The organism is Streptomyces sp. NPDC004542 (genome assembly GCF_040610035.1).
Lineage (GTDB): Bacteria > Actinomycetota > Actinomycetes > Streptomycetales > Streptomycetaceae > Streptomyces.
Window position 1 is genome coordinate 109,696 of the sequence record NZ_JBEXLP010000008.1, and the last position, 18,477, is coordinate 128,172.

15 protein-coding genes and 2 pseudogenes are annotated in these 18,477 nt (G+C 71.4%); 8 read left to right on the forward strand and 9 right to left on the reverse strand.

Annotation, left to right across the window (positions count from 1 at the left end):
• Nucleotides 1-34 precede the first annotated feature (34 nt).
• Nucleotides 35-620: pseudogene (locus tag ABZX30_RS07685) on the forward strand (transposase).
• A 17-nt stretch (nt 621-637) separates the two neighbouring features.
• Here ABZX30_RS07685 and pyk read toward each other — a convergent pair.
• Together pyk and ABZX30_RS07695 are read right to left on the reverse strand one after the other, a co-directional pair.
• Nucleotides 638-2,068: a pyruvate kinase gene (pyk, locus tag ABZX30_RS07690; RefSeq protein ID WP_355930113.1), complete on the reverse strand. Its 1,431-nt coding sequence runs from the start codon at nt 2,066-2,068 to the stop codon at nt 638-640.
• A 135-nt stretch (nt 2,069-2,203) separates the two neighbouring features.
• Nucleotides 2,204-2,896 (reverse strand): SIMPL domain-containing protein, encoded by a 693-nt coding sequence (locus ABZX30_RS07695; RefSeq protein WP_355930116.1) that lies wholly within the window; start codon nt 2,894-2,896, stop codon nt 2,204-2,206.
• Nucleotides 2,897-3,044: 148 nt separating this feature from the next.
• Between ABZX30_RS07695 and ABZX30_RS07700 the strand changes: the two genes are divergently transcribed.
• Entirely contained in the window at nt 3,045-4,859 is a 1,815-nt protein-coding gene (locus tag ABZX30_RS07700; RefSeq protein WP_355930117.1) for a 5'-nucleotidase C-terminal domain-containing protein, read from the forward strand.
• Between the two features lie 70 nt (nt 4,860-4,929).
• Here the strand turns inward: ABZX30_RS07700 and ABZX30_RS07705 are convergent, their stop codons facing one another.
• Nucleotides 4,930-6,342 (reverse strand): SidA/IucD/PvdA family monooxygenase, encoded by a 1,413-nt coding sequence (locus ABZX30_RS07705; RefSeq protein ID WP_355930118.1) that lies wholly within the window; start codon nt 6,340-6,342, stop codon nt 4,930-4,932.
• The gene (locus tag ABZX30_RS07710) at nt 6,339-7,697 is read right to left on the reverse strand and encodes an aminotransferase class V-fold PLP-dependent enzyme (RefSeq protein WP_355930195.1); all 1,359 of its coding nucleotides are present in this window, start codon (nt 7,695-7,697) and stop codon (nt 6,339-6,341) included. The genes ABZX30_RS07705 and ABZX30_RS07710 overlap by 4 nt, the downstream gene beginning before the upstream one ends.
• A 159-nt stretch (nt 7,698-7,856) precedes the next feature.
• On the opposite strand from ABZX30_RS07710, the gene ABZX30_RS07715 reads away from it, so the two are divergent.
• A complete protein-coding gene (locus ABZX30_RS07715) occupies nt 7,857-8,099 on the forward strand; it encodes a hypothetical protein (protein ID WP_355930120.1) in 243 nt (80 codons plus the stop codon).
• Nucleotides 8,100-8,680: 581 nt separating this feature from the next.
• Here ABZX30_RS07715 and pepN read toward each other — a convergent pair.
• The 3 genes and pseudogenes from pepN to ABZX30_RS07730 form a co-directional block, all read right to left on the reverse strand.
• Nucleotides 8,681-11,188, reverse strand: coding sequence for an aminopeptidase N (gene pepN / locus ABZX30_RS07720; RefSeq protein ID WP_355930122.1), 2,508 nt, complete (start codon nt 11,186-11,188; stop codon nt 8,681-8,683).
• Nucleotides 11,189-11,534: 346 nt separating this feature from the next.
• Nucleotides 11,535-11,834: pseudogene (locus ABZX30_RS07725) on the reverse strand (response regulator); the annotation flags it as partial.
• Between the two features lie 115 nt (nt 11,835-11,949).
• Nucleotides 11,950-12,300, reverse strand: coding sequence for a chorismate mutase (locus ABZX30_RS07730; protein WP_355930124.1), 351 nt, complete (start codon nt 12,298-12,300; stop codon nt 11,950-11,952).
• A 115-nt stretch (nt 12,301-12,415) separates the two neighbouring features.
• Between ABZX30_RS07730 and ABZX30_RS07735 the strand changes: the two genes are divergently transcribed.
• Nucleotides 12,416-13,297 carry a hypothetical protein gene (locus ABZX30_RS07735; RefSeq protein WP_355930127.1) on the forward strand — a complete coding sequence of 294 codons (882 nt, stop codon included), beginning with the start codon at nt 12,416-12,418 and terminating at the stop codon, nt 13,295-13,297.
• 25 nt (nt 13,298-13,322) lie between these two features.
• On the opposite strand, the gene ABZX30_RS07740 is transcribed toward ABZX30_RS07735, so the two are convergent.
• A complete protein-coding gene (locus ABZX30_RS07740) occupies nt 13,323-14,228 on the reverse strand; it encodes an SDR family oxidoreductase (protein ID WP_355930130.1) in 906 nt (301 codons plus the stop codon).
• Nucleotides 14,225-14,977 (reverse strand): SDR family oxidoreductase, encoded by a 753-nt coding sequence (locus tag ABZX30_RS07745; protein WP_355930133.1) that lies wholly within the window; start codon nt 14,975-14,977, stop codon nt 14,225-14,227. Before ABZX30_RS07745 ends, ABZX30_RS07740 begins: the two co-directional genes overlap by 4 nt.
• 85 nt (nt 14,978-15,062) lie before the next feature.
• Here ABZX30_RS07745 and ABZX30_RS07750 point away from each other — a divergent pair, with 85 nt between their 5' ends.
• From ABZX30_RS07750 to ABZX30_RS07765, 4 genes are read left to right on the forward strand one after another with little or no spacing between them, the layout of a single operon-like run.
• A complete protein-coding gene (locus tag ABZX30_RS07750) occupies nt 15,063-15,806 on the forward strand; it encodes an enoyl-CoA hydratase family protein (RefSeq protein WP_355930135.1) in 744 nt (247 codons plus the stop codon).
• Nucleotides 15,807-16,655, forward strand: a complete 849-nt coding sequence (locus ABZX30_RS07755; RefSeq protein ID WP_355930138.1) for a CoA-transferase — start codon at nt 15,807-15,809, stop codon at nt 16,653-16,655.
• Entirely contained in the window at nt 16,652-17,395 is a 744-nt protein-coding gene (locus tag ABZX30_RS07760; RefSeq protein ID WP_355930140.1) for a CoA-transferase, read from the forward strand. The genes ABZX30_RS07755 and ABZX30_RS07760 overlap by 4 nt, the downstream gene beginning before the upstream one ends.
• Entirely contained in the window at nt 17,395-18,444 is a 1,050-nt protein-coding gene (locus ABZX30_RS07765; RefSeq protein ID WP_355930142.1) for a nitronate monooxygenase, read from the forward strand. The genes ABZX30_RS07760 and ABZX30_RS07765 overlap by 1 nt, the downstream gene beginning before the upstream one ends.
• Nucleotides 18,445-18,477 lie beyond the last annotated feature (33 nt).

Below are 18,477 nucleotides of genomic sequence, written 5' to 3' on the forward strand. Positions count from 1 at the left end.
CACGGCGTCACGACAGGTGACGCAGAGTGGCTACATGTACTACCACAGCACTGAAGTGCGAATGCGTGCGCTGTCCCTCCTGCGAGGCGGCGCCAGAAACGCGGATGTAGCTCGCAAGCTCGAGGTGCCGCCGGGAACGATCAGCCACTGGAAGCACGTGGACCGTGCGAAACGCGGAGAGTGTCCCGACAAGCATGACCCGAGATGCCCTAGGTGCGACGGGCGGGAACTCGACGCCCCCGCTTACAGCTACCTGTTGGGGCTTTACCTGGGCGACGGCCACATCAGTCACTACTCCGAACACCGCGTACCTAACCTCATGATCACCTGCACGGAGTCGTGGCCGGGGCTCATGGACGACTGTGAGGCAGCCACTCCGACGGCTGCCGCACACCAACTGGACCGAGAAGATCATCGCCGGCGAGCGGAAGCGCTATGAGTACCCCCGGTACTTCTTCTCCAACAAGTCCGACGACATCCGGAAGCTCTTCAAGGACAGCCTCGACAAAGTGGGCGTCCAGTGGACCACCCTGGCTCGCGGCAGCGACCCCTTCAACATCTCCGTAGCCCGCAAAGCCTCCGTAGCCCTCATGGACGCCCACGTGGGACCCAAGCACTGACCGAGGGGACCGCAAGCTCAGCAGTCGTCCTCGCCGATGTGGTGCACCCGCACCATGTTCGTCGAGCCGGAGACGCCGGGCGGTGAGCCGGCCGTGATGACCACGACGTCGCCCGGCCGGCAGCGGCCGTACCGCAGGAGCAGTTCGTCCACCTGGGCGACCATCGCGTCGGTGGAGCCGACGTCCGGGACGAGGAAGGTCTCCGTACCCCAGGTGACGCTGAGCTGGGAGCGGGTCGCCGGTTCCGGGGTGAAGGCCAGGAGGGGGATCGGCGAGCGGTAGCGGGAGAGGCGGCGAGCCGTGTCGCCGGACTGGGTGAAGGCGACGAGGAACCTGGCGCCGAGGAAGTCGCCCATCTCGGCGGCCGCGCGGGCGACGGCGCCCGGCCGGGTGCGGGGCTTGTTGTTCCCGGTGAGCGGCGGGAGGCCCCTGGCCAGGAGGTCTTCCTCGGCGGCCTCGACGATCCTGGACATGGTACGGACCGTGTCGACGGGGTGTTTTCCGACGCTGGTCTCGCCGGACAGCATCACGGCGTCGGTGCCGTCGATGACCGCGTTGGCGACGTCGGAGGCCTCCGCGCGGGTGGGACGGGAGTTGTCGATCATGGAGTCCAGCATCTGGGTGGCGACGATCACCGGCTTGGCGTTGCGCTTGGCCAGTTTGATCGCGTGCTTCTGGACGATCGGGACCTGTTCGAGCGGCATCTCGACGCCGAGGTCGCCGCGGGCGACCATGACGCCGTCGAAGGCGGCGACGATGTCCTCGATGGAGTCGACGGCCTGCGGTTTCTCCACTTTGGCGATGACCGGGAGGTGGCGGCCCTCCTCGTCCATGATCCGGTGGACGTCCTCGATGTCCTTGCCGCTGCGGACGAAGGAGAGGGCGATGACGTCGAAGCCGGTGCGCAGCGCCCAGCGCAGGTCGGCTTCGTCCTTTTCGGAGAGGGCGGGGACGGAGACAGCGACGCCGGGGAGGTTGAGGCCTTTGTGGTCGGAGACGATGCCGCCTTCGCGGACGGTGGTGTGGATGCGGGGGCCGTCGACGGCGGTGACTTCGAGGCAGACTTTTCCGTCGTCGACGAGGATGCGTTCGCCGGGGGTGACGTCGTCGGCGAGGCCGGGGTAGGTGGTTCCGCTCTGGTGTTGGTCGCCTTCGGCGCCTGGTTCGACGGTGATGGTGAAGGTGTCGCCGCGTTCGAGGAGTACGGGGCCTTCGGTGAAGTGGCCGAGTCGGATCTTCGGTCCCTGAAGGTCGGCGAGGGTTCCGATGCTGCGGCCGGTTTCGTCGGCGGCCTTGCGTACGTGGTGGTAGCGCTCCTCGTGCTCGGCGTGGCCGCCGTGGCTGAGGTTGAAGCGGGCGACGTCCATTCCGGCGTCGACCAGCGCCTTGATCTGGTCGTATGTGTCGGTGGCGGGCCCTAGGGTGCAGACGATTTTTGCTCGGCGCATGTTTCGAGCCTAGGCCTTACCCGTGGGTAGGGGCTTGGCGGGGCGTGTCTGCTCAACGTTCTTTGGGTGAAGGCTTGTTGACAAGTATTGAATGGTGCGGCCGGGTGCTCCGACGAGCATTTTTCGGTTTCGTGGTCACAGTGTCGGTGGTGCCATGGTGAAATGCGCGCTGACCTGTGCGCTGACGTGGAGGCGTTCGGGTTCCAGGTCGAGGGGTTCGGGGGGTTCGGCGGCGCCGGTGAGGGTGGCGCGGTGGAGGCCGCGGGTGAGGGGGGCTCGGGTGGGCTGGGGGCGGTCGGTGCCGGTGTCGGCGAGTTCGGTCAGTGCGGTGACGGTGGTGCCGAGGGCGGCGGCGTATTCGTGGGCGCGCTGGACGGCTTCTCGTACGGCGTGTTGTCGGGCTTGGCGGTATACGGGTGAGTCGGGGCGCAGGAGCCACCAGGGTCCGTCGACGCGGGTGAGTTCGAGGTCGGCGAGGCGGGTGGTGAGTTCGGCGAGGTGGGTGAAGTCGGTGAGGTCGGCGGTGAGGTGGACGCGGCCGTGGTAGGCGTGGACGCGTTCGCCGCGGCCGCGTTCGCTGAGTTCGGGGGTGAGGGAGAGGGTGCCGGTGGTGAGGCGTTCGACGGTGTCGCCGTAGGACTTGATGAGGTCGAGGGCGGTGGTGTTGCGGCGGGTGAGGTCGTCGAGGGTGGTGCGGCGGTCGCGGCCGCGGGCGGTGAGGGTGACGGTGATGCGGGCGATTTCGGGTTCGGTTTCGAGTTCGGCTTCGCCGCGGACGGTGAGGAGGGGGGCTTCGGGGGTGCCGTGGGGGGTGTGAGGGGTGGTCATACGTCCTACTGTGTCAGGTCTTTTCTGGTTGTGGGGCGGGAGTTGACCGCTTAGGTCATCAGATCGAAACCTGCCGTATCTGTTGCGGTACGTCATGAACGGGTCAGAATCTACGCGCGTTGTTGCCCGTTTCCCGAGGAGAAGAGACATGCCGTTGAACCGCCGGAAGTTCCTGAAGAAGTCCGCCGTGACCGGGGCGGGGGTGGCGGTCGCCGGTGCGGCGTCGGCTCCGGCGGCGCAGGCGGCCGAGGCGGCGCGGGCGGGGAAGCCCGCGAAGCGGCCGAAGCGGTACGCGCTGACCGTGATGGGTACGACGGACCTGCACGGGCACGTCTTCAACTGGGACTACTTCAAGGACGCGGAGTACGCCGACAAGGCGGGCAACGCGGTGGGCCTGGCGCGGATCTCGACCCTGGTGAACCGGGTGCGTGAGGAGCGGGGCCGCTGCAACACGCTGCTGCTGGACGCGGGCGACACGATCCAGGGCACTCCGCTGACGTACTACTACGCGAAGGTGGATCCGATCACCGCCAAGGGCGGGCCGGTGCATCCGATGGCGCAGGCGATGAACGCGATCGGCTATGACGCGGCGGCCCTGGGCAACCACGAGTTCAACTACGGTATCGAGACGCTGCGGAGGTTCGAGCAGCAGCTGCACTTCCCGCTGCTGGGGGCGAACGCGCTGGACGCGAAGACGCAGCGGCCGGCGTTCCCGCCGTACTTCATGAAGAAGTTCCATGTGCCGGGCGCCCCGCCGGTGAAGGTCGCCGTGCTCGGTCTGACCAATCCGGGTATCGCGATCTGGGACAAGGCGTTCGTGCAGGGGAAGCTGACCTTCCCGGGTCTGGAGGAGCAGGCGGCGAAGTGGGTGCCGAAGCTGCGTTCGATGGGTGCGGACGTGGTGGTGGTGTCGGCGCACAGCGGTACCTCGGGCACGTCGTCGTACGGTGACCAGGTGCCGTACGTGGAGAACGCGGCCGCCAACGTCGCCCGGCAGGTGCCGGGCATCGACGCGATCCTGGTCGGGCACGCGCATGTGGAGATCCCGGAGCTGAAGGTCACCAACGAGGCCACCGGCAGGACGGTCGTGCTGTCGGAGCCGTTGTGCTTCGCGGAGCGGCTCACGCTGTTCGACATCGAGCTGGTGTTCAGCAAGGGCAGGTGGGAGGTGGAGTCGGTCGGCGCCTCGCTGCTGGACTCCGGCTCGGTCGCCGACGACCCGAAGATCACCAAGCTGCTGACGGACGAGCACGCGAAGGTCGTCGAGTACGTCAACCAGGTCGTCGGTACCGCCACCGCGACGCTGACGACGGTCGAGGCCCGCGTCAAGGACGCCCCGATCATCGACCTGATCACCAAGGTCCAGGAGGACGTGGTGAAGGCGGCGCTGGCGGGCACGGAATACGCCTCGCTACCGGTGGTCGCGCAGGCCTCGCCGTTCTCGCGGACCTCGGAGGTCCCGGCCGGCGAGGTGACGATCCGGGATCTCTCCAGCCTGTACGTGTACGACAACACGCTGGTCGCGAAGTTGATGACGGGGGCGCAGCTGCGGGCGTACCTGGAGTACTCGGCGGAGTACTTCGTGCAGACGGCCGCGGACGCGGTGGTCGATGTGGAGAAGCTGACGAATGCGAACGGGCGCCCGGACTACAACTACGACTATGTCTCGGGTTTCCGGTACGAGATCGACATCGCGCAGCCCGCGGGCTCCCGGATCAGGAACCTGACCTTCGGTGGTGCTGCTCTGGACGACGCGCAGCAGTTCGTGCTGGCGGTGAACAACTACCGGGCCAATGGCGGTGGTGCGTTCCCGTTCGTGGCCTCGGCGAAGGAGTTGTGGTCGGAGTCGACGGAGATCCGGACCCGGATCGCGGAGTGGGTGACCGCGAAGGGTGTGCTGGATCCGCAGGACTTCGCGTCGGTGGACTGGAAGCTGACGCGGAACGGCACACCTGTCTTCTAGTGGTGCGCTGGAGGTGTCGTGGGCTGGGGATCCCCGTCGTCGGCGGGGGTTCCTGCCGGCCCGGGGGTCCCTAGCGGCCGTCGATGAGGGGGGTGAGGGTGGTGAGGGGGCGGCGGGTGTCGGGGACGTGGGGTGGCTGGTCGAGGCCGAAGGTGGTGAAGGCGGTGCGGGCGGGCAGGGGGTAGGGGTCCTTGCCGGTGAGGGTGTTGAGGATGGTGGCGCTGCGCCAGGCGGCGAGGCCGAGGTCGGGGGTGCCGACGCCGTGGGTGTGGAGTTCGGCGTTCTGTACGTAGACGGTTCCGGTGACGCGGGGGTCGAGGATCATCCGGAAGTGTTCGTCGACGCGGGGGCGTTCGCCGTTGTCGCGGCGCAGGTAGGGGTCGAGGCCGGCGAGGAGGCGGTCGAGGGGGCGTTCGCGGTAGCCGGTGGCGAGGACGACGGCGTCGGTGGTGAGGCGTGAGCGGGTGCCCTGCTGGACGTGTTCGAGGTGGAGTTCGATCTTGGAGGTGGCGATGCGTCCGGCGGTGCGGACGTGGACGCCGGGGGTGAGGACGGTGTCGGGCCAGCCGCCGTGCAGGGTGCGCCGGTAGAGCTCGTCGTGGATGTGGGCCATGGTGTCGGTGTCGATGCCCTTGTGGAGTTGCCACTGGGAGGCGACGAGCCGGTCGCGGGTGGGCTGGTCGAGGGCGTGGAAGTAGCGGGTGTAGTCGGGGGTGAAGTGCTCCAGGCCGAGTTTGGAGTACTCCATGGGGGCGAAGGATTCGGTGCGGCCGATCCAGTGGAGTTGTTCGTGGCCGGCGGGGCGGTGGCGGAGCAGGTCGAGGAAGACTTCGGCGCCGGACTGTCCGGAGCCGACGACGGTGACGTGGCCGGCGGCGAGGATGGTGTCGCGGTGGTCGAGGTAGTCGGCGGCGTGGACGACGGGGACGCCGGGGGCTTCGGCGAGGGGTTTGAGCGGGTCGGGTACGTGGGGTGCGGTGCCGACGCCGAGGACGATGTTGCGGGTGTGGGTGCGGCCGAGGGCTTCGGCTTCTCCGTCGGTGTCGAGTTGGGTGTAGTCGACTTCGAACACGTCGCGTTCGGGGTTCCAGTGGACGGAGTCGACTTGGTGGGAGAAGCGTAGTTCGGGGATGTTCTGGGAGACCCAGCGGCAGTAGGCGTCGTATTCGGCGCGCTGGATGTGGAAGCGTTCGGCGAAGTAGAAGGGGAAGAGCCGGTCGCGGGCCTTGAGGTAGTTGAGGAAGCTCCAGGGGCTGGCGGGGTCGGCGAGGGTGACGAGGTCGGCGAGGAAGGGGACCTGGATGCGTGCGCCGTCGATGAGCAGGCCGGGGTGCCAGTCGAAGCCGGGGCGTTGTTCGTAGAAGACGGCGTCGAGTTCGGCGAGTGGGTGGGCGAGGGCGGCGAGGGAGAGGTTGAACGGTCCGATGCCGATGCCGACCAGGTCGCGTGGTGCTTGGTGCTCGTGGGGTGGGGGGTTGGTCATCTGGGGGTGGTTCCTTCTACGAGTTTCAGGAGGTGGGCCAGGTCGTCGGGCCCGGTGTGGGGGTTGAGGAGGGTGGCCTTGAGCCAGAGGCGGCCGTCCATGCGGGCCCGGCCGAGCACGGCCCGGCCCTCGTGGAGGAGTGTGCGGCGTACGTCGGCGACGGTGGCGTCGGTGGCGTGGGTGGGCCGGAACAGGACGGTGCTGATGACGGGCCGGTCGTACAGGTCGAAGCCGGGGTGATCGTGGACGAGGGCGGCGAGGTGCCGGGCGCGGGCGCAGACCTGGTCGACGAGGGCGCCGAGGCCGGTGCGGCCGAGGGTTTTGAGGGTGACGGCGATCTTGAGGACGTCGGGGCGGCGGGTGGTGCGCAGCGAGCGGCCGAGGAGGTCGGGGTGGCCGGCTTCGGTGTCGTCGTCGGCGTTGAGGTAGTCGGCGTGGTGGTGGAGGACGGCGAGGTCGCGGGGGCGGGCGACGGCGAGCAGGCCGGCGGCGATGGGTTGCCAGCCGAGTTTGTGCAGGTCGAGGGCGACGGTGTGGGCGGCTTCGAGTCCGGCGAGTTTTTCGCGGTGGCGTTCGCTGAAGACGAGGCTGCCGCCGTAGGCGGCGTCGATGTGCAGGCGGGCGCCGTGGGCGGCGCACAGGCCGGCGATCTCGGGCAGTGGGTCGATGAGGCCGGCGTCGGTGGTGCCGGCGGTGGCGGCGACGAGCAGGGGGCGGGGCAGGTGGGTGAGGGCTTCGTCGAGGGCGGCGGGGTCGAGGGTGCCGGCGGGTGCGGGGACGACGACCGGGTCGGGCAGGCCGAGGAGCCAGGCGGCGCGGGGCAGGGAGTGGTGGGCGTTGGCTCCGCAGACGAGTCGGACGCTGCCGCCGTGTGCTTCGCGGGCGAGCAGGAGGGCGAGTTGGTTGGCTTCGGTGCCGCCGGTGGTGACGAGGGCGTCGGCGAGGCCGATCTCGTGGGCGAGGGCGCGGGTGACGAGGGCTTCGAGGGCGGAGGCGGCGGGGGCCTGGTCCCAGGAGTCGAGGGAGGGGTTGAGGGTGCTCGCGGCGAGGTCGGCGGCGGTGGCGGTGGCGAGCGGTGGGCCGTGCAGGTGGGCGGTGCACAGGGGGTCGGCGGGGTCGGCGGAGTTCGCGGCGAGGGCGTGCACGAGGGTGCGCAGGGCGTCGGGGTCGCCGTCGTGGGGCAGGATGTCGCCGACGGCGTCGGTGATGCGGGCGGTGACGGTCTGCGGGCCGCCTTCTGGCAGGGGGCCGCCGCGTGAGCGGCTGCCGTCGCGCAGGGCGTCGAGGACGGTGTCGATGAGTGGTCGCAGGGCCGTGGGGCCGTCGGGTCCTGAGGCGAGGGGCGGCAGGCTCATGGGCTCTCCTCCGGGGCGCGGGCGGGGGGACATCCGCAGCGGTGGTCCCAGCTTGTACGCGGATGTGGCCGCGCATCCGGAAAGTTCAACGATCGGACCCGGAAGTGGGTACTCCCGTGCGGGGAAAACGTGTTGGGGGTGTACCGGAGGGTGAGTGGCGTGGGTCGGTCGGTTGACGGGTGGATGCTGGACGTGCCCGGTGAGCGGGTGGTGGTGCGGGAGCCGGTCCCGGCGGACGGGGCCGCGCTGCCGGCGCTGTTCGAGGCGTGCGAGGACTGGTTCGTGGCGGGGAGGGGGCTGCCGTCGGCGCCCGGTGATGTGCAGAGCCTGTTCTGTGCGCTGCCCGAGGGGCCCGGCCGGAGGACAAGGTGCTGCTGGTGGTGGAGCGGGACGGGGTGGTGACGGGGCTGGTGGACGCGGTGCGGGACCATCCGGAGCCGGGTGCGGTGTCGGTGGGGATGTCCGTGCCGGTGCCCTGGGCGCGTGGCCGGGGCCTGGGCGCGTGGCCGGGGCCTGGGCCGGGCGCTGGCGGGGTCGCTGCCGGCGGGCGCGGAGGGTGCCGGCCGGGTGAGGGCTGCGGTTCCGCCGGGCCGGCGGCCGGGTGCGTGTCTCCTTCGGCGGCCGGGTTTCGTGCTGGAGGAGGCGTCGGCGGTGGGCGCGGAGGCGGGCGACCGGCGGGCGGGGCCGCGTCAGCGGGGTGTGCGGCGGGCGGGGCTGCGGGGCGGCGGGGGGTGAGGCGCCTGGTCGCGGCTCGTCCGGTGGTGCAGGTCGTCTTCGTCGGCGGAAGGTGGCCGCACGGTCGTCGGCCTGTCGGGTGAGGGTGCGGGCCGGGACGCCGGCCCGGTCGCCGCGGTCACGGTCTTCGGGTGGTCGGGCCGATCGTCCTCGGGCTCTTGCGAGTCCCTGCGGGACGGTCGGCCCGTCGCGTGGTCGGGTGGGGGCGGGGTGCCCCGGGTCACCGGTCCTGGGGCCCTGCCAGGAACCTAGGGCCGGGGCCGGTCGTGTGCCTGGCGTACGCGCAGGGCACGGGCCAGGTCGTCGAGTTCGTCGGCGAGTTTGCGGCGCAGGGCGGTGACCGGGGCGGCGTCGCGCAGGCAGGTCTCGCCGAGGCGGAGGTTCTCGGCGTCGACGGCGTGGGAGGGGAAGGCGAGGCGTCCGGTGGCGACGGCGATGGCGGGGCCGCGGCGGGCGGCCAGGGCGGGGGCGTCCTGGTAGTAGCGGTGTACGTACTCGCGTACGAGGTCGGCCTGTTCGGGTTGCCAGAAGCCCTGGGCGGTGGCCGCGAAGAGGTAGTTGGAGAGGGTGTCGTCGGTGAACAGCGCTTCCCAGGCGCGGCGTTTGGCGTCGGGGTCGGGCAGGGCGGCCCGGCAGCGGGCGGCGCCCTCCTGGCCGCTGGCGCTGGGGTCGCGTTCCAGTTCGGCGGTGATGGCGGTGTCGTCGGTGGCGCCGAGGACGGCGAGCCGGGCGAGGATGCGCCAGCGCAGTTCGGGGTCGAGTTCCGGTCCGCCGGGTACGGTGCCGTCGGCGAGCCAGGCGGCGATGGTGTCGGGGTGAGCGGCGACGTCGATGAAGTGGCGTACGGCGATCAGGCGCAGGCCGGGGTTGTCGCCGTCCTCGGTGCGGCGGATGAGGTCGCGGCACAGCGCGGTGAGGGTGGTGAGGGCGGCGGGCCGTTCCTCGGGGCTGAGGTAGCGGTCGGCGATCTGGGTGGAGGCGAAGGTGAGCGCGCCCTGGACGAGGGCGAGGTCGGTTTCGTGCGGGAGGTGGGTGCGGGCGGTGTCCAGGTAGGCGGTGGGCGGGAGTTCGCCGTCGCGGACGGCGTCCCTGAGGGCGTTCCACACGACCGCGCGGGTGAGGGGGTCGGGCAGGCCGGACAGGCTGGTGCGTACCGCCTGGAAGGATTCGGGGTCGAAGCGGATCTTGGTGTAGGTCAGGTCGCCGTCGTTGAGGACGAGCAGCGAGGGGCGTTTGCCGATGGGCTTGGGCTCGGTCTGGGGGATGTCGATGTCGAGGCGTTCGCGCAGGGTGAGGCGGCCGTCGTCGGCGAGGTCCTGGTCGTAGAGGCCGACACAGATCCGGTGCGGGCGGCTGCCGGTGCGGTCGACGGCGAGGGTGCAGGTGCCGCCGTCGGCGGTCAGGCGCGGGGTGAGGGTGTCGACGCCGGTGGTGCGCAGCCAAGCGTCGGCCCAGGCGTGGACGTCGCGTTCGGTGTTGGCGGCGAGGGAGTCGATGAAGTCGGCGAGGGTGGCGTTGGCGAACCGGTGGCGGGCGAAGTGGGTGTTGATGCCGGCCAGGAAGTCTTTTTCGCCGAGCCAGGCGACGAGTTGGCGCAGGGCGGAGGCGCCCTTGGCGTAGGAGATGCCGTCGAAGTTGAGGAGGGCGGCGGCGGTGTCGTCGACGGCTTCGGGGGCGACGGGGTGGGTGGAGGGGCGTTGGTCGGCGTCGTAGCCCCAGGATTTGCGGACGACCCCGAATTCGACCCAGGGTTCGGTGAAGCGGGTTGCTTCGAGGGTGGTCTGGTAGCCCATGAATTCGGCGAAGGACTCGTTGAGCCAGATGTCGTCCCACCATGTGAGGGTGACGAGGTCGCCGAACCACATGTGGGCCATCTCGTGGGCGATGACCATGGCGCGGGTCTGCCGTTCGGTGTCGGTGACGGCGGAGCGGTAGACGAACTTGTCGGCGAAGGTGACGAGGCCGGGGTTCTCCATGGCGCCGGCGTTGAATTCGGGGACGAATGCCTGGTCGTAGGAGTCGAAGGGGTAGGGCTCGTCGAACTTCTCGTGGTAGCGGTCGAAGCAGGCGCGTGTGATGTCGAGGATCTCGTCGGCGTCGGCGTCGAGGTGGGGGGCGAGGGAGCGGCGGCAGTGGATGCCGAAGGGCAGGCCGCGGTGTTCGGTGCGTACGGAGTGGAAGGGGCCGGCGGCGACGGCGACGAGGTAGGTGGACAGGGGCGGGGTGGGGGCGGCCTGCCAGTGGCCGTCGCCGAGGTGTTCGGTGATGCCGTTGGCGAGCACGGTCCAGCCCTGGGGGGCCTTGACGGTCAGTTCGAAGACGGCCTTCAGGTCGGGCTGGTCGAAGGCGGCGAAGACGCGCTGCACGTCGTCCATGAAGAGCTGGGAGTAGACGTAGGTCTCGCCGTCGGTGGGGTCGGTGAAGCGGTGCATGCCTTCGCCGGTGCGGGAGTAGCGCATGGTGGCGTCGACGTGCAGTTCGTGTTCGCCGGGGGTGAGGTCCTTCAGGGGCAGCCGGTCCTGGTCCAGGGTTTCCGGGTCGAGGGGTTGTCCGTCGAGGGTGACGTGGCGCAGTGCGGCGGGCTTGATCTCGACGAAGGTGTCCGCGGTGGCGCTGTCCGGCCGTACGGTGAACCGGATGACGCTGTGCGAGTCGAAGGTCTCGTCCCCGGTGGTGAGGTCGAGGTCGATCGTGTAGCGGTGGACGTCGAGGAGCTGGGCACGGGTCTGCGCTTCGTCGCGCGTCAGTACGGACATGCACGACATGCTGCCTGATGTCGCCGACACGGCACAGGGGCGGATCGGTACGCGCCGTATGTCCGGTCCGCGCCGGGCGGACGGGGGTGTGCGCCGGGTCAGGTTCGGTCGTGGTCCGCGCTGGTGCGGTGTGCGTCGCGCGGGGGTGGGGCGTGGGTTCCGGGGTGGGGCGGGCAGAGGGGTGTGCGGTGTGGTCCGGGAGTCGGGTGGGGTCCTCGGCCGGGGCGCGCAGTTCGCGGATCTGCTGTTCCAGGGCGAGCCGGTGCTGGTGGGTGTCGTAGAGGTAGCGGACCTTGGTGCGCAGGGTCCGGGGGTCGACGGGTTTGAGGACGGTGTCGGCGACGCCGAGGGCGAAGGCGGTGGTGGTCAGGTGCTGGTCGGGGCCGAAGCCGGTGAGGAGGACGACGGGGATGTGCTGGATCTGTTCCAGGCGGCGCAGGTAGCGGACCACGTCGAGGCCGCTGCCGCCGGGCGTGCGTACGTCGAGCGGCAGGAGGCCGATGTGGCCGCGCGGGACCTGTTTGAGTGCCTCGTCGCCGCTGGTGGCGCGGTCGAGCCGGTAGCCCAGCGGGGCCAGGGCGTTCTCCAGCGCGTACAGGGTGGCTTTGTGGTCGTCGACGATGAGGATCTTGGCGTCCGGAGGCATGGCCCGGCGTCCCTCCCACGGGGACGACCAGCTTACGTCCCGGCGCTGACACGGGGTGTTCGCCGGTTGACGGTGTGTGTGCGGTGCCAGGTCGGTCCGTTGCGGCCGTTCGTGGTCAGCCGGCGTCGGTTGCCTGGTGGTTGACGGTGTCCTCGGCGATGCGCTCGTGGTGCCTGATCACTTCGGCGATGATGAAGTTCAGGAATTTCTCGGCGAACGCCGGGTCGAGCTTGGCGTTCTCGGCGAGGCTGCGCAGTCGGGCGATCTGCCGTGCCTCGCGGGCCGGGTCGGCCGGCGGCAGCTGGTGGACGGCCTTGAGTCGGCCCACCTGCTGGGTGGCCTTGAACCGCTCGGCGAGCATGTGGACGACGGCCGCGTCGATGTTGTCGATGCTGTCGCGCAGCCGCTCGAGTTCCTCGCGGACGGACGGGTCGACGGCACCGGTACCGGTGTTGCTGGTGGTCATGGGCGTCAACCCTAAGGGGCGCGGCGTCCGGTTCGCCGGTGGGTCGCGCGGGCGCCCTGCCGTGGTCCGCCGCATAGAGTGGAGGCGAGGCCTGGGCGTCTTTGGGGGTGCGGACGTGGCGAACGGCGGACCGGTCGAGCACGGCTTCCCGCATCTGGAGACGGTGCGGGCCTCCATCACCGCGCTGTACAAGCGTCTGTCGTACGACACCGTGCAGACCTTCGCCGGCAGCGTGGCCCCGGCCGACGTGGCTTTCTGCGACAGCGACGACCTGTATCTGGGGGCGCAGCGGGTGGCCCGGGAGATGGTGCGGCACTTCCGGTTGCCGGATGCCCGGCTGGTCGTGGGTTTCCGCGAGATGACGCACGCGGCGAATGTCGAACTCGCGGCGGGCCCGGAGTATTTCGTGGAGCTGAACGAACGTTTCCGCAGGCATCGGCGGGACATCGGCGCGGCCTTGGCGCACGAGGTGACGCACGTCTATCTGCACCGGCTGGACCTGTCGTTCCCCGGCACCCGGGAGAATGAGATCCTGACGGACACGGCGGCGACGTACCTGGGCGCGGGGTGGCTGCTGCTGGACGCCTACCGGGAGGACGCCGTGTCCTCCCAGAAGCTGGGCTACCTCACCCCGGAGGAGTTCGGCTACGTGCTGGCCAAGCGTGCCCTGGTGTTCCATGAGGATCCCTCGGTGTGGTTCACCAGCCCGCAGGCCTACACGGCGTATGCCAAGGGCATGGCCGAGGCCCGGCGGGACGGGCAGCAGCCGCCGCTGACCGGGGCCGGCTGGGCGGGGCGCCGCCGTTACGCCCGCGACCGCCGTCATGCCCCGGGGCCGCGGCCGGGGGTCGCCTACGCCTTCTCCCCCGGCGCCGGTGGCGACCTGCGCGTCTCCTTTCCCTGCCCGACCTGTCACCAGCGGATCCGGGTGCCGGTGCGGGGGCGGGTGCGGGCGAGGTGTTCGCTGTGCCGGACGGTGCTGGAGTGCGACACGTAGGGACGGCCCGCCCGGCGCGCCCCCGTCACGCCCCGTACACCGCCCCGGGGACCTCCGCCTGCGCCAGCAGTTTCAGCGTGGTGTCCCCGGCTTCGGCCGGTGTCCAGCGGGCCCCCCTGTCGGCGGTGGGGCCCGGCCGCCAGCCCTCCATGACGGTGATCCGGCCGCCCTCCGCCTCGAAGACCCGGCCGGTCACGCCGGCGCTCGCGGCGGAGCCCAGCCAGACGACCAGCGGGGAGACGTTCTCGGGGGCCATGGCGTCGAAGCCGGTGCCGGGGGCGGCCATGGTCTCGGCGAAGACGCGTTCCGTCATACGGGTGCGGGCGGCGGGAGCGATCGCGTTCACCTGGACCCCGTAGCGGCGCAGTTCGGCCGCCGCGACCAGGGTCAGCCCGATGATCCCGGCCTTGGCGGCGCTGTAGTTGCCTTGCCCGACGGAGCCGAGCAGGCCGGCGCCGCTGCTGGTGTTGACGATCCGGGCGGCCGGGGTGCGTCCCGCCTTGGCCTCGGCGCGCCAGTGTGCCGCGGCGTGTCTCAGGGGCAGGAAGTGTCCTTTGAGGTGGACGTGGAGGACGGCGTCCCAGTCGTCCTCGTCGAGGTTGACCAGCATGCGGTCGCGCAGGAAGCCGGCGTTGTTGACGAGGGTGTCGAGCCGGCCGTACGTCTCCAGGGCGGTGCGGACCAGTGAGGCGGCCCCGTCGGTGGTGGCGATGTCGCCGCCGTGTGCGACCGCTTCGCCGCCGGCCGCCCGGATCTCGGCCACGACGGACCCGGCGGGGCTGTCCGGGCCCGGCAGGCCGTCGAGGCCGACGCCGAGGTCGTTGACGACGACCCGGGCGCCTTCGGCGGCGAAGGCGAGCGCGTGGGCCCGGCCGAGTCCGCGTCCGGCGCCGGTGACGGCGACGACCCGGCCCGTGCAGATTCCGCTCATCTCGAGTCCTCCTTGTTGGCGGTCGCCGCGTCCAGGAAGGCCGGCCGCTCGCCGCCGCCGTGCACGAGGAGGCTGGCCCCGCTGATGTAGCGGGCCGCGTCGGAGGCGAGGAACACGGCGGCGGCGCCGACGTCGGACGGGGTGGCGAGGCGGCCGAGCGGGACGGTGCGGGCGACGGCGTCGATGCCGTCCTGGCCCCCGTAGTGGAGAGGGGCGAGTTCGGTGCGGACCATGCCCACGACCAGGGTGTTGACCCGGATCCGCGGCGCCCATTCCACCGCCATGGACCCGGCCAGGTTCTCCAGTCCCGCTTTGGCCGCGCCGTAGGCGGCGGAGCCGGGCGAGGGGCGGCTGCCGCTGACGCTCCCGATCATCACCACCGCTCCCCGGCTCCTGCTGAGGTGTTCGTACGCGGCGAGGGAGGCGGTCAGCGGGGTGAGGAGGTTCAGTTCGATCACCCGGGCGTGCCGCTCGGCGTCCGTGCCGGCGAGCAGCCGGTGGGGGGTGCCGCCCGCGTTGTTGACGAGCACGTCGACGCCGGGCAGGGCGTCGAAGAAGGCGCGTACGGCGGGTGGGTCGCGCAGGTCGAGGGGGGTGAACTCGACGCCGTCGACAGGTTGTCGGGGCGGTCGGCGGGCACAGGCCAGCACCTGGGCGCCGGCCTGGGCGAAGGCCCGGGCGATGCCGGCCCCGACGCCTCGCGTGCCGCCGGTGACGACGACCGTCCGGCCGCGCAGCGAGTTATCCACAGGGCCTCCCGCTTGTCGGAGCCGACTGCTAGCTTCGAAGCCGCACACCTAACAAATGTTTGGTGGAAAGGTAGCTGATGCGCCCATGAGTGTCTCCACCTCGTGCCCGGAAAAGGGCATCGCGCTCGTCACGGTCGACGTCCCGCCGGTGAACGCGCTGCCGGTGCGCGGCTGGTACGCGCTGGCGGACGCGGTGCGCGCGGCGGGCCGTGATCCCGGGACCCGGTGCGTGGTGCTGGCCGCCGAGGGCCGGGGGTTCAACGCGGGCGTGGACATCAAGGAGATACAGGCGGACCCGGACGGCGCCCTGCTCGGCGCCAACCGGGGCTGCGCGGAGGCCTTCGCGGCGGTGTACGAGTGCGAGACGCCGGTGGTGGCGGCGGTGCACGGCTTCTGTCTGGGCGGCGGGATAGGCCTGGTGGGCAACGCGGACGCGATCGTGGCGAGCGAAGACGCCGTCTTCGGGCTGCCCGAGCTGGACCGGGGTGCGCTGGGCGCGGCCACCCATCTGGCCCGCCTGGTCCCGCCCCACCTGATGCGGACGCTGTACTACACCTCGCGCACGGCGAGCGCGGCGGAGCTGCACGCCCACGGCTCGGTGTGGCGGGTCGTGCCGCGCGGCGGGCTGCGCGCGGCCGCGCTGGAGCTGGCGCGGGAGATCGCCGCCAAGGACGGGCGGCTGCTGCGTCTGGCGAAGGCCGCCATCAACGGGATCGATCCCGTCGACGTGCGCCGCAGCTACCGCTTCGAACAGGGCTTCACCTTCGAGGCGGCCGTGAGCGGGGTGGCCGGCCGGGTCCGCGACACGTTCGGGAAGGAGGGCGCTTAGGTGGGGGACAAGACGATGACCGCCGACGAGGTCGTCGCGCGGCTGGAGAGCGGCATGACCCTCGGCATCGGCGGCTGGGGGTCCCGGCGCAAGCCGATGGCCCTGGTCAGAGCCGTGCTGCGGTCCGGGATCGGTGACCTCACCGTCGTCTCGTACGGCGGCCCGGACGTGGGGATGCTGGCCGCGGCGGGCCGGATCCGCAAGCTGGTGGCCGCCTTCGTCACGCTCGACTCCGTGCCGCTCGAACCGCACTACCGGGCGGCGCGCGAGCGGGGCGCCTTCGAGCTGGTGGAGGTGGACGAGGGGATGTTCATGTGGGGGCTCACCGCGGCGGCGAACCGGCTGCCCTTCCTGCCGGTGCGGGCGGGGATCGGTTCGGACGTGATGCGGGTGAACCCCGGGCTGCGCACGGTCACGTCGCCGTACGAGGACGGGGAGACGTTCGTGGCGATGCCCGCGCTGCGGCTGGACGCCGCCCTGGTCCACGTCAGCCGCGCGGACCGGCTGGGCAACGGGCAGTACCTGGGCCCGGATCCGTACTTCGACGACCTGTTCTGCGAGGCGGCGGACGCGGCCTACGTCTCGTGCGAGCGGATCGTGGACACGGCCGAGCTGACGAAGGCGGCGCCGCCACAGTCGCTGCTGGTCAAGCGGCATGTGGTGACCGGTGTCGTGGAGGCGCCGAACGGTGCGCACTTCACCTCGTGCGTCCCCGACTACGAGCGGGACGAGGACTTCCAGCGGGCGTACGCGGCCGCTGCCTGGCCAGGGTTCGCCGAGCGGTTCCTCGGCGGGGACGAGCAGGCGTACCGGTCGGCGGTGCGGGCCTGGCAGGAGGAGCAGCGATGACGGGTCCCACCCGCGCCGAGTACTGCGTGATCGCCTGCGCCGACGCCTGGCGCGGCTCCGGCGAGATCCTGGCGAGTCCCATGGGACTGATCCCGTCGCTGGGTGCGCGGCTGGCGCGGCTCACCTTCGCGCCGGACCTGCTGCTGACCGACGGCGAGGCGCTGCTGGTCCGGCCGGACGGCACGCCCGAGGGCTGGCTGCCCTACCGGCAGCACCTGACACTGGTGGCCGGCGGGCGGCGGCACGTGATGATGGGGGCCGGCCAGATCGACCGCTTCGGCAACCAGAACATCTCCTGCATCGGGGACTGGGCGAGACCCCGGCGGCAACTGCTGGGCGTGCGCGGGGCGCCGCTGAACACGCTGAACAACCCGACGAGTTACTGGATACCGAGGCACTCCCGGCGGGTGTTCGTGGAACGGGTCGACATGGTGTGCGGGGTGGGGTACGACCGGGCCGCGGAGCATCCGGGCACGGCCCGGTACCACCGCATCCCGCGGATCGTCTCCGACCTGGGCGTGTTCGACTTCGCCACGCCCGACCGCTCGATGCGGGTGGTCTCGCTGCACCCGGGGGTGACCGTGGCGCAGGTGGCGGAGGCGACGGGTTTCCCGCTGGCGACACCTCAGGAGGTGCCGGCGACCCGGGAGCCGGCGGCCGAGGAGCTGCGGCTGATCCGCGAGGTGCTCGACCCGGGCGGCAGCCGCGCGCGTGAGGTCCCCGAGGGGGTGCGGGGCTGATGGAGACCGCGTTCACCCGGCTGGTCGGCGTCCGGCACCCCCTGGTGCAGACGGGGATGGGCTGGGTGGCGGGCCCGCGGCTGGTCTCGGCGGCGGCGAACGCGGGCGCGCTGGGCGTCCTGGCCTCCGCGACGATGACCGTCGACCAGTTGCGCGCGGCGGTACGCGAGGTCGCCGCGCGCACGGACGCGCCGTTCGGGGTGAACCTGCGGGCCGACGCGGGCGATGCCGGTGACCGGGTTCGTCTGATCATCGACGAGGGGGTCCGGGTGGCGTCGTTCGCCCTGGCGCCCTCCCGGGAGCTGATCGCGGAACTGAAGGAGGCGGGCGTGGTCGTGATCCCGTCCGTCGGGGCGCGGCGGCACGCGGAGAAGGTGGCGGCCTGGGGCGCGGACGCGGTGATCGTGCAGGGCGGCGAGGGCGGCGGGCACACCGGCGAGGTGGCGACCACCGTGCTGCTGCCGCAGGTGGTGGACGCGGTGCGGATACCCGTCGTGGCGGCGGGCGGCTTCTTCGACGGGCGGGGACTGGTCGCGGCGCTGGCGTACGGGGCGGCGGGGATCGCGATGGGCACGCGGTTCCTGCTCACCTCGGAGTCGACGGTGCCGGACGCGGTCAAGGCCAGGTACCTCGCGGCCGGCGTCAGGGACGTGACCGTCACCACGGCCGTGGACGGCCTGCCGCACCGCATGCTGCGCACCGATCTGGTGGCCGCGCTGGAGCGGTCCGGCCGCACGCGGGCGCTGCTGCACGCCGTCCGGCGGGCGGCAGGGTTCCGGCGGCTGTCCGGGCTGACCTGGCGGAGGATGGTGCGCGACGGTCTGGCCCTCAAGCACGGCAAGGAGCTGTCCTGGAGTCAGGTCCTGCTCGCCGCGAACACGCCGATGCTGCTGAAGTCCGCGATGGTGGACGGGCGTACGGACCTCGGGGTGATGGCGTCCGGGCAGGTCGCCGGGGTGATCGACGACCTGCCGTCGTGCGCGGAGCTGGTGGAGCGGATCATGGAGGAGGCGGAGGAGGTACGGGCGAGGCTCGCAGTCTCTCGATGATCGTCACATTGGCCTGGCCACCGCCCTCGCACA